Origin of the sequence: Butyrivibrio sp. AE2005 (assembly GCF_000686965.1) — a bacterium.
Classification (GTDB): Bacteria; Bacillota; Clostridia; order Lachnospirales; family Lachnospiraceae; genus Butyrivibrio; species Butyrivibrio hungatei_A.
The window spans coordinates 434,011-444,771 of sequence record NZ_JMMD01000001.1; the positions used below are offsets into that span (position 1 = coordinate 434,011).

The following is a 10,761-nucleotide window of genomic DNA, read 5'->3' on the forward strand; positions in this document are numbered from 1 at the left end:
CGGATCGTTTTATGATAATTGATTTTCACACGCATACATTTCCTGATTCAATCGCTGCAAGGGCGGTTGACAGCCTCAGCAAAGAGGCACATATCGTTCCGCATACTGACGGTACGGTTTCAGGTCTTTTGGATTCAATGGATAAGGGCGGCATAGATATGTCCGTCCTTTTGCCTGTTGCAACGGCGTCTTCTCAGGTGGAGAGTATCAATGACAAGGCTCTTAGAAATAATGAGAAGTACGGGGACAGGTTATGTTCTTTTGGATGTATTCATCCTGAGTATTCACGTTTTAAAGAGGAGCTTAGAAGGCTCAAAAATAACGGCATTAAAGGAATCAAGATTCATCCTGTTTATCAGAATGAGGATATTGATTCCAAGACTTTTCTTGATATCATTTATGCTGCCTGCGAGAATGACCTTATCGTCATTACCCACGCAGGGCTTGATATCGGCTTTCCGGGCGTTGTCAGATGTTCGCCGAAGATGTGCAGAAATGTAATTAACACGATTGGTGAGTTTAAGTTTGTTCTCGCACACATGGGCGGATGGAGGAACTGGGATGAAGTTCCTTTGTATCTTGAGGATACAAAGGCTTTTCTGGATACATCTTTTTCCTCCGGGAGAATTCAAGCGCTTTCTGATGGATATTGGGATGATAAGGATACAGGAATGCTTGATGCAGATGGATTTATGAAGCTTGTAAAGGCTTTTGGTAGTGACAGGCTTTTGTTCGGAAGTGATTCACCTTGGTCAGATCAGAAAGAGGCGACCACGTTCATCAAGGGATTACCGATTGATGAGAATGATACTACTAAGATTCTTAGCGGGAACGCATGTAAACTGCTCGGGAGGTGAGATATGATCATAAGAGATGCACAGAATAAAGATATTCCGCAGCTTTTGAAGCTGTTGTCTGAGGTGCTTGAGATTCATGTAAAGATAAAGCCGGATTACTTTGTATCCGGTTATACGAAGTATAGTGAAGCTGAGCTTGAGGCTATCCTTAAAGCTGAGGATGTGAAAGTATATGTTGCGGATGATGGCGGTAAAGTCCTTGGTTATGCGTTTTGTATGCTGCAAGAGACTTTACGCAAGCCTTTTGTAGTGTCTTTTAAATATATGTATATCGACGATCTCTGCGTTGATTCTGCGTGCAGAGGTAAAGGCATTGGCAAGAAGCTTTTTGCGCATGTCTGCAAGGAAGCAAAGGCACTTGGCTGCAGGGATATTACGTTGAATGTTTGGGAAGGTAATGACAGTGCCAGAGCTTTCTATGAGAGCCTTGGCATGAAGGTGCAGAAGACAACAATGGAAATTACACTTTGACTTTTGACCAGAAATGATCCTATTCAAAAGAGAAACGGAATAAATTTTCCTAAGCCATAGGAAGAGGAGGGCCAAGACCATGAAGTTTGAAACAGTGTTATCTAAGGTAAGAAAACTGGCTGAGAAGGCTGATGTCAGCAATGTGGATTTTCTTGCGGTGCAGGTCAATCTTACAGATACTGAACCTAACGTATTTTATGTTGAGGTCAAGGATCACAAGATCAACGTGGAGCCCTATGACTATCACGACAGAAACTGCGCAATTACTATCAAGTCTGATGATTTTAACAAGCTGATCTTCGGCAAACTTGATCCTGTTGCAGCATTTACAATTGGCAAGATTAAGGTTGATGGTGATGTTGGAAAGGCTTTGGAATTTTCAAAGCTGCTTAAGAAACCAGGGTATAATGATGTGTAATAGCGCCTCTGACTTTTTTGTGAAGTTAGGGGCTTGAATAGAGCAAAAGAAGAGTTTGATTCTGAGTTTGGAAAAGACCTCCTTAAGAAATTAGGAGTTGAAGGCAACTTCGAAGGAATCGGTCATTGTGCACTTGGCTATGCTGCTGAGCCTGCTAAGGATGCTGCTCCCAGAAAAGAAAACTATGTTTACTACGTAGAATAATAGAATAAAAAACCGGATGCTTCCTGTCAAATATAGGAAAGCATCCGGTTTTTTGTTTATTAAAGTGAGAATTTGGAAACGAACTCCTGCAGGTCTTGTGCATTGCTGGCAAGTTTATCGGAAGCTTCTGCAACTTCATGCGAGGAAGCGGTTTGTTCCTGTGAAGCGGCGGAAACGTTCTGGGTTTCATCTGCAACGCTGGCGCTCATATCCTCTATCTTGCTGATGTTACTTGCAATGGTGTCGGTGCCTTCAGAAAGCTGGTTGACAATTTCACTCATTCTTTCTGATTGCTCGGAGATTGAGTATACCATATCTACGATACTGTTGAAGGTATTTCCTGCGTCGTTGACGGTTTCTGTTCCGGATACAACGTCCTGAGCACCCTGACGCATTGAAGAAACAGCTTCGTCGGAGTTGTGCATTATTTCATCAATCAGTTCCGTGATCTTTGAAGCAGCTTCATTGGACTGGTCGGCAAGCTTGCTGATCTCGCTGGCAACAACCGCGAAACCTTTACCCATTTCTCCGGCTCTTGCAGCTTCTATGCTGGCATTGAGGGAAAGAAGATTGGTCTGGCTTGCTATTTCTGCTATGGTATCAACAAAAGTGTCGATATTCTTGAGCTGATCGCCTAAGGCTTCTACTACAGAGGCAGTGCTTTCCACGGAATTTTTGATTGAACTCATCATATTTGTAGCATTGGTCATGTCAGAAGCACCCTTGGTAGCAGCTTCATTAGTGGTTTTTATCATTTCAGTGGTCTTGTTGATCGCATCCTGGAATTCCTGCATGTTATTTACAAATGCCTGTGTTTCGTTACTTGCTTCCGCTACAGAGGTTATCTGTCCGGAACATGATTCGGCAACTGAAGTGCAGGAGGTAGCAACCATTTCACTGGCTTTCGCGGATTGCGAAGCGCTTGATGAAAGCTCTTCAGATGCTGATGCTACGTAAGATGTTGTGTCAGAGATTTTTAGCATAAGTTCTCTTATGTTGTTGTGCATAAGGTCAAGTGCCTTTGCAATCTGTCCGATTTCATTGTTCTCTCTGGCAGGAAGCGCTCGGACGCTATTCATTTCTTTATTATCAGAAAAATCATTATTGGACATTCTGACCATCTGGCTTGTAGCAAGTTTAATGGGAGTAGTAATTCTTTTTCCCATATAAGCAGCGATGGCAATTCCGATGAGCAAAAGAATTATCATGGTAATAATGCTGTTTCTGATGGTGGCTGCAAGTGCTTTGCCGGATTCCGCTGTATATTCGCTCTTAAGCGTATCGATATAATCAACCCATACGCCGGTGCCCATAACCCAGTCAAAAGGCTCGAAATATGCTGTATAGTTGATCTTGGGAAGAGGCTCGGTTTCATTGGGCTTAGCAAACATAAGATTTGTGTAACCGCCTCCGGACTGCATACCATTTTTTATCATCTCCTGGATAAAGTACGTGCCGTTAGGGTCAACGCTGTCCCATCTTGACTGTCCTTCAGTATCTCGGCCTAAAAGAACCACGTTAATGCCTTCAGAAGTATCAACCCAAAAGTAGCCTGATCCATCATTATACTTTAGCTCTCTGATGATATTGGCAGCTTCTAATTTAGCTTCTTCCAGAGACATTGTACCGGCTTGAGATCTGTCATACATAACCTGACAAATGCTCATGGCTTCCTGCGTTTCATTTTTTAGCTCATTAGACTATATCACCAACGTGATAACCGGTAAATGTAAAATTGTTAATAATTCATAAAATAATCGTAATAATGATGGAGACTGGCTATTACATGATAAAATATATTATGGAAAACAGTTTCTTTGTTGTCTTATAAAGAAGGTGGCTCTCTTGGAAAAATACAGGTATAGTGATGAAGAACTAAATCTATTGGAAAGTAGCCCGATTCCCTTTGCAATTTACCAGTGTATTGATGGGAAAGTGGTTACAATAGTCATGTCTGAAGGTTTTTTGGAGCTTTCAGGATATGTGGATGTGGAGAAAAAAGAAATCTATAATCTTGTAAATGACGACATATATCGTAATGTACATCCTGATGATCTGTCTTCTATAGTTGAGGCTGTAAATTGCTTTTTGGCAGAGGGCGGCGTATTTGATGTGATCTACAGGCAAAAAAAGGATGGAGAATACAGAGTAGTTCATTCATATGGCAGGCACATTTACAAAGAAGACGGCACAAGACTTGCTTTTGTCTGGTACACGGATCAGGGAGCTTTTGTTGGAGAAAGTATAAATGAAAATGAGGATATTTCAGCAGAATATGCGAGGCTTCAGCAGGAGAATGAGCGTCTTAGGAAAGAGGCTGATGCAAGCCGAAAGATAATGAGCCTTAAGAAATCGCTTTCAGATCTTTTGACCAATATGCCGGCCATGACATTTTCAAAAGATGTAGACACAGGGAAATATCTTGCTTGTAATCAAGCCTTTGCCGAGTATGCAAATAAAGAAACTCCGGAAGGTGTTGTAGGGCTGACTGATTTAGAGATTTTTGACGAAGAGACTGCTATTCATTTTATAGAGGATGATAAAAAAGCTCTTGCGATGGATGGACCGTATATTTTCTATGAGGACGTGCCTGATGCGGCCGGCAATCCGTGACAGTTTCAGACAACAAAGCTTAAGTTTACAGATGATACCGGAAGGGAATGCTTGTTAGGTCTGTGTCAGGATGTGACTGATGCTATGCGCATTAAACGTGAATATACGGAGAAGCTTGCGCTTGTGCAGAATATGGCTGAGATTGATTCGCTTACAGGCATCAAGAACAAGAATGCATATAAGGTAAGAGAGAGTATCATGAATCAGAGAATTCAGGAGCAGCGTCAGCCTGAGTTCGCTATTGTGGTTTTGGATGTAAATGATCTTAAGAAAATTAATGATACTGAAGGGCATGAAGCCGGTGATAAATATATATGTGATGCGTGTGACATAATCTGCAATATTTTTAAGCGCAGCCCTGTTTACAGAATAGGCGGCGATGAATTTGTGGTTATTTCGCAGGATGAGGACTATGCTCGTAGTGAGGAACTTGTAGATGTAATTGCACGGCATAACAAGGATGCTCTTATAAACGGCGGAGTAGTCGTTGCCTGTGGTATGGCAAAATATGACCAACAAGATTGTGTGGCTGCAGTATTTGAAATTGCAGACAAAAGAATGTATGAAAACAAGAAGAGCTTGAAGATGCGTAGGTCATAGAGGGATAAAAAGTTATATGCTGTAAATTAGCAGTGTTTATTTACGGGTGAATTAACTTGTGATTTTTCCGGAAGAGTTTTATACTAAAAGTTAGAGTTATATATATTGTAGTAGATAGGAGGTTATTTAACATGCCAGCTATTATGCCTATTTCCGATCTTAGAAATTATACAGATGTACTTAAAGAAGTTGATTCAAGTAGTAGAGTATACCTTACCAGAAATGGTAGAGGTGCTTATGCAATAATGACTGTGGAGGAAGCAGATGAACTTGATCACTTAAGGACTCTTCATAATGTATTAGGTGATCTTAAGAAGGCTGAAATGCGTTCGAATCGAGAAGGTTGGGTTAGTGATGAAGAAATGCAGAAAGTGATGGGACTTGACGATTGAAGGCATTACGTTATTCTCAGGATTATAAAGAAAAGATTATAGAAATGCGGAAGTACATTGACTCGTATTTTGGAGAAGCAAAAAGGAAAGAAGTATTCGCAAAAATAAATGGCAGAATCCATGAAGTCAAGGAAAATGAAAATATAGGAATATCTGTCAAAAATATGTTTGGAATCGATACTGATTACTATTTTATTTATGTTGCAAAGAATTATATTTTCTACAGGATTGATGATAATCAGATATATATTGTGAATATTTATGATGAACGTGAAGATTATATGTGGAAATTGTTTGGAATAAAAACGACTTCTCAAGAAACAGAAGAATATTGGGGCGAATAATTAGTGTCACATTTTGGCGTGATAGGATATGGAATGGATATCTTAATCACGCTATTTATACATATATAGGGAATTTTTGATGGATTATAAGCAGAAGATTCATACCACTAGGCGATACTTATGGACAAACCAAATTTCAAAGATTTAAAGAAGTTAATAAACGCAATTGATGATGCAAATGCGGCATTTAAAAATATCTATAATGACCGGACGCTGCAGGAAAGTAATATCAAGCAGATTTGCAATAAGATCGCAGGAATTGAGGCTCGGAAGGAGCTTTTTAACATTCCTGTGGATGAGCTAAAAAAAGCAAGAGCAGGCATTCGTGTTCAGGCACTTGTGGATGCAGGTTATACGAGTCTGGGACAGCTGGCAAAAGCTACTGACTATGAAATACAGTCTCTTGACGGCATAGGAGAAAAGCAGACAGAGGCTATAAGAAATGTCGTTACTGAATTTGCCAATAGTTTGGCGTCAAGAGTGACAATCCGTCTTGATCCGGATGATAAGTCTGAAAATGCAGACGACAATGCTGAGCTTATTACAGAACTTGCTAATTATCTTAATAGCGAAAAAGTAAGAAGAGATGTTTCGGAAGGTTCATCAAATCTTGATGATTATGCTCAGAGGATAAAGAACAGCGGGATGATAAGAAACGGGTTCCACTGGATCTTTTCCTCAGGTGTTTCTAAGCAGAATACCGTGACTATGGCTGAAGACATATATGAGTTTGTGAGTAGCTCTTTCTTTGATAATATGCTTCATGCCATTAATCAGTATCAGGAAGCATCTCATACAACTAAGGTTGCGGCCATGGAGGCTTTTAACAGGAATAGCGCTGAATTCTATGTGCTGCTGGAGAGCCTTGGCAATATGACCGGCAACAAGCCTTTTGTATATGACAGTATTCCGGCGCAGCTTGCAGAAGAGATAAATAAAACAGCTCTTAATTTGGATGGATTTAGTGGATCGCTTAGGGCTTATCAGATATTTGGAGCAAAATATATTTTACATCAGAAGAAGGTTCTTCTTGGCGATGAGATGGGACTTGGAAAGACAATCCAGGCCATTGCTGCAATGGCTCATATACAGGTGACGCAGCAAAAGAAATGTTATTTTCTGATCGTTTGTCCTGCCAGCGTGCTTATAAACTGGGCAAGGGAACTAAAGAAATTTAGCAGGATAGAGGCTTTTATTATACATGGTCAGACACTTGAAGATTCTTTTGAAAGATGGCAGGATAATGGCGGTGCTGCAATAACCAACTACGAGTCCATGGGAAAGATTGTAGATCGCATAGATAATCACATGTCTCTTTCTATGTTGGTTATAGATGAAGCGCATTACATGAAGAATCCGGATGCCAAAAGAACTATGTACATCAGAAGGCTTGATAACGAGTCGGAGAGAATTCTTTTGATGACAGGAACGCCGCTTGAAAACAGCGTTGACGAGATGTGCAACCTGATTGATTTTGTTCGGCCCGATATGACAGAACAGGTAAAGGCACTGGCAAATATCAGTCACTTGCCGCAGTTTAAAGAAAGCTTGGCACCGGTATATATCAGAAGAACAAGGCAGCAGGTTCTCAAGGAACTTCCGGAAATCGCACAGGAACAGGAGTGGTGCAGCCTTACAGATACAGATAAAGACACCTATAAAGATGCGATTGTAAGTGGAAGATTCTCCGATATGAGAAGGGTTTCTTTTCTTCAGGATGACATGACTACATCATCAAAGTGCATGCGACTTCTGGAACTTCTTGATCAGGCAGAAAGTGAAGGAAGAAAGGTTATCATATATTCTTTCTTTAGAGAAACAATATCTAAAGTCAGTGATCTTCTTGGAAGAAGATGCATAGGTGTGATCAGCGGAGACACTAAGATGAGTACAAGGCAGTTTCTTGTGGATAAGCTGGGCGAGGCTCCCGGAGGAAGCGCTCTTGTTAGCCAGATAATTGCAGGGGGCGTCGGATTAAATATTCAGGCTGCCAGTATAGTGGTGTTTTGCGAACCACAGATTAAACCGTCTTTGGAAAGCCAGGCCCTTTCAAGAGTGTACAGAATGGGACAGGTCAGAAACGTGCTTGTATACAGGCTGTTATGCCCTGATACTATAGATGATGAGATGATGCTGATCCTTGATGAGAAACAGACAGAATTTGATAACTATGCTGATGAGTCCGTAGTTGCAGGCGCTTTCGATAACATAATGGACAAGGAATGGATTACTAAAGTAATTGAAAAAGAAAGACAAAAATATTTACCCGCTAGTTTTTCAAATTTTATATGATTCTATTTTCTTCATAAATAAAACGTTGCTACACAACAACTATTTGTTGATGGTTATCAAAAAGCCCGTATTTTAAAATATTTCTATGGCAAATTTTTTTTAAACGATGGTTATCGGCATATGGCAGAACTAAAAAATATGCCGGATAATAAGGAGGTTTCAATGAAATACAAAGGGCTTTTTGAGCCGATCAAAATCGGCAAACTGGAAATCAAAAACCGCTATGCCATGGCTCCCATGGGACCGCTTGGTCTCGGAGACTGCGAAGGCGGATGGAATGACAGAGGTATCGACTACTACACCAGACGTGCTCAGGGTGGTATCGGTCTTATTATTACGGGTGTAACTTTTTCGGATACAGAGGTGGAAAAACCTTCTTTCCCCAACACACCCAATTCAACATACAATCCGGTTCAGTTCGTAAGAACCAGCCGTGAGATGACAGAGCGTGTTCATGCTTACGGATCAAAGATCTTTTTACAGATGAGCGGTGGATTCGGACGAGTTACAATTCCTACAAACTTAGGTGAATTTCCGCCTGTATCTGCATCACCAATTCCTCACAGATGGCTTGATAAGACTTGCCGTCCTCTTACTGTTGAAGAGATTCACGGAATCGTAGAGAGTTTCGGAAAAGGCGCATATAATGCTAAGCGTGCGGGATTTGACGGTGTTGAGATTCACGCCGTTCACGAAGGATATCTTATCGATCAGTTCGCTATTTCTTTCTTCAACCAGCGTACAGATGAATATGGCGGATCACTTGAAAACAGACTCAGATTTGCAAAAGAAATCCGTGAAGAGATTGCAAAGACTTGCGGATGGGATTTCCCCGTTGCGTTAAGATTCTCATTAAAGAGCATGGTTAAAGATTTCCGTGAAGGAGCACTTCCCGGAGAAGAATTCGAGGAGAAGGGACGTGATATCGAGGAAGGTATCGAGGCTGCCAAGCTTCTTGAGAAATACGGCTATGATGCTCTTGATGTTGATGCCGGAACATATGATGCATGGTGGTGGAATCATCCCCCGATGTATATGGAGAAGGCTCCGTACAAAGAGTTTGCAAGAATTACAAAAGAAAATGTAAATATCCCTGTTATCATGGCAGGACGTGTAGATAATCCCGACACAGCTCTTGAGTGTCTTGAAAGCAATATTTGCGACATGATATCTCTCGGACGCCCGACTCTTGCAGATCCTGATATCGTAAACAAGATTCGCAGAAACAATTTGAGTCAGATCCGTCCTTGTATCAGCTGTCAGGAAGGCTGCATGGGACGTATCCAGAGCTATTCTCTTATAAACTGCGCGGTTAACCCTCAGGCAGGAAAAGAGAGATTGAACCGTTACAATCCTATTGTCAAAAAGAAGAAGGTTCTTGTAGTAGGCGGTGGTGTTGCCGGACTTGAGGCTGCACGCGTACTTGCAGAGAGAGGTCACGAGCCTGTTCTTTATGAGGCAACAGAGAGACTTGGCGGAAATCTTATTCCCGGAGGCGCACCTTCATTTAAGGAAGACGATATAGCTCTTGCAAAGTGGTATGAAGATGAAATGACTCGTCTCAGAGTTGAGGTTCACCTTAATACTAAGGCTACTGAAAAAGAAATTCTCGACAAGCAGTTCGATGCTGTTATTCTTGCTACAGGTTCTCGTCCGAAGATGTTCTCACTTGGAGATGACGAGAAAGTATATTCTGCAGAGCAGGTACTTCTTGGTCGGAAGGAAACAGGTGATAACGTAGCAGTAGTTGGTGGCGGACTTGTCGGATGTGAGCTCGCGCTTGACCTTGCCATGAAGGGCAAGAAAGTTACTATCGTTGAAGCTCTTGATAAGATTCTGGCAGTTAACGGACCTCTATGCTCAGCAAATAAGGAAATGCTTGAGAAGCTTATTCCTTTCAACGGAATTGAAGTTGTAACAGGAGCGAAGGTTACAGAGTATAAGAACGGCGTTCTTAAGGCTGAAGTTGCAGACAGCACTAAGGAACTTGCCGCAGACAGCGTTGTTTTATGCGTTGGATATTCGAGCGAAAATACTCTCTATAATCAGTACAAGAACGATGTGGATGAGATCTATCTTCTCGGAGATGCAAGACAGGTATCCAACATTATGTACGGTATCTGGGATGCATTTGAAGTAGCAAATCATATCTGATAAAAGAAAATCAAAAACAAAAATAAAAACGACGAATGACTCATTATCTAAGTCATTCGTCGTTTGTTTGTGTAGCATCTTTAATAAAACCCCCTGCTATGCAGGGGGACAACAGCTGCTTCAGCTTACAGTAAAAAAACCTCCCGTGCTAGAATTACTACGGTTCGCCAACCAAAGTAAAGCACAGGAGGTAGTCCAAAATGGACATGAATAGTTTATCACACACTAGATGGGAGTGTAAGTATCACATAGTATTTGCACCTAAGTTCAGGAGAAAGGTTGCGTATGGTCAGATCAAGCAGGACATTGCAAATATTCTCAGTACATTATGCAAGAGGAAAGGTGTAGAGATAATAGAGGCAGAAGTATGCCCAGATCACATACATATGCTGGTAAGGATCCCACCGAGTATGAGT

Annotated in this window: 11 protein-coding genes and 2 pseudogenes; 11 read left to right on the forward strand and 2 right to left on the reverse strand. The window is 41.3% G+C overall.

Going from position 1 to position 10,761, the window contains the following annotated elements; genetic code table 11:
- The first annotated feature begins 11 nt into the window (after positions 1 to 11).
- The 4 genes and pseudogenes from DL92_RS0101965 to DL92_RS20595 form a co-directional block, all read left to right on the forward strand.
- On the forward strand, positions 12 to 857 hold the full coding sequence (locus tag DL92_RS0101965) for an amidohydrolase family protein (RefSeq protein ID WP_026666738.1): 846 nt from the start codon (positions 12 to 14) through the stop codon (positions 855 to 857).
- Positions 858 to 860: 3 nt separating this feature from the next.
- Entirely contained in the window at positions 861 to 1,328 is a 468-nt protein-coding gene (locus DL92_RS0101970; RefSeq protein ID WP_026654924.1) for a GNAT family N-acetyltransferase, read from the forward strand.
- Between the two features lie 79 nt (positions 1,329 to 1,407).
- Positions 1,408 to 1,746 carry an SCP2 sterol-binding domain-containing protein gene (locus DL92_RS0101975; RefSeq protein WP_026666739.1) on the forward strand — a complete coding sequence of 113 codons (339 nt, stop codon included), beginning with the start codon at positions 1,408 to 1,410 and terminating at the stop codon, positions 1,744 to 1,746.
- Positions 1,747 to 1,779: 33 nt separating this feature from the next.
- Positions 1,780 to 1,950, forward strand: a pseudogene (locus DL92_RS20595) (diguanylate cyclase); the annotation flags it as partial.
- 59 nt (positions 1,951 to 2,009) lie between these two features.
- Here the strand turns inward: DL92_RS20595 and DL92_RS17970 are convergent.
- Positions 2,010 to 3,263, reverse strand: a complete 1,254-nt coding sequence (locus tag DL92_RS17970) for a methyl-accepting chemotaxis protein (protein ID WP_330371019.1) — start codon at positions 3,261 to 3,263, stop codon at positions 2,010 to 2,012.
- Positions 3,240 to 3,635 (reverse strand): annotated as a pseudogene (locus tag DL92_RS21645) (cache domain-containing protein); the annotation flags it as partial. The pseudogene DL92_RS21645 and the gene DL92_RS17970, both read right to left, overlap by 24 nt.
- 160 nt (positions 3,636 to 3,795) lie before the next feature.
- Here DL92_RS21645 and DL92_RS0101990 point away from each other — a divergent pair.
- The 7 genes from DL92_RS0101990 to tnpA form a co-directional block, all read left to right on the forward strand.
- The gene (locus tag DL92_RS0101990; RefSeq protein WP_155840974.1) at positions 3,796 to 4,563 is read left to right on the forward strand and encodes a PAS domain-containing protein; all 768 of its coding nucleotides are present in this window, start codon (positions 3,796 to 3,798) and stop codon (positions 4,561 to 4,563) included.
- An 84-nt stretch (positions 4,564 to 4,647) separates the two neighbouring features.
- A complete protein-coding gene (locus DL92_RS0101995) occupies positions 4,648 to 5,163 on the forward strand; it encodes a GGDEF domain-containing protein (RefSeq protein ID WP_026666741.1) in 516 nt (171 codons plus the stop codon).
- Between the two features lie 131 nt (positions 5,164 to 5,294).
- Complete coding sequence (locus tag DL92_RS0102000) at positions 5,295 to 5,555, forward strand: type II toxin-antitoxin system Phd/YefM family antitoxin (RefSeq protein ID WP_026666742.1); 261 nt, start codon at positions 5,295 to 5,297, stop codon at positions 5,553 to 5,555.
- Positions 5,552 to 5,899 (forward strand): type II toxin-antitoxin system RelE/ParE family toxin, encoded by a 348-nt coding sequence (locus tag DL92_RS17975; RefSeq protein WP_034461977.1) that lies wholly within the window; start codon positions 5,552 to 5,554, stop codon positions 5,897 to 5,899. The genes DL92_RS0102000 and DL92_RS17975 overlap by 4 nt, the downstream gene beginning before the upstream one ends.
- Before the next feature lie 120 nt (positions 5,900 to 6,019).
- Positions 6,020 to 8,191 (forward strand): DEAD/DEAH box helicase, encoded by a 2,172-nt coding sequence (locus tag DL92_RS17980; protein WP_051198962.1) that lies wholly within the window; start codon positions 6,020 to 6,022, stop codon positions 8,189 to 8,191.
- A gap of 162 nt (positions 8,192 to 8,353) precedes the next feature.
- Positions 8,354 to 10,345, forward strand: coding sequence for an oxidoreductase (locus tag DL92_RS0102015; protein ID WP_026666743.1), 1,992 nt, complete (start codon positions 8,354 to 8,356; stop codon positions 10,343 to 10,345).
- Between the two features lie 200 nt (positions 10,346 to 10,545).
- Positions 10,546 to 10,761, forward strand: a 216-nt coding sequence (gene tnpA, locus DL92_RS0102020) for an IS200/IS605 family transposase (RefSeq protein WP_026666744.1), incomplete at its 3' end; no start/stop codon positions are given.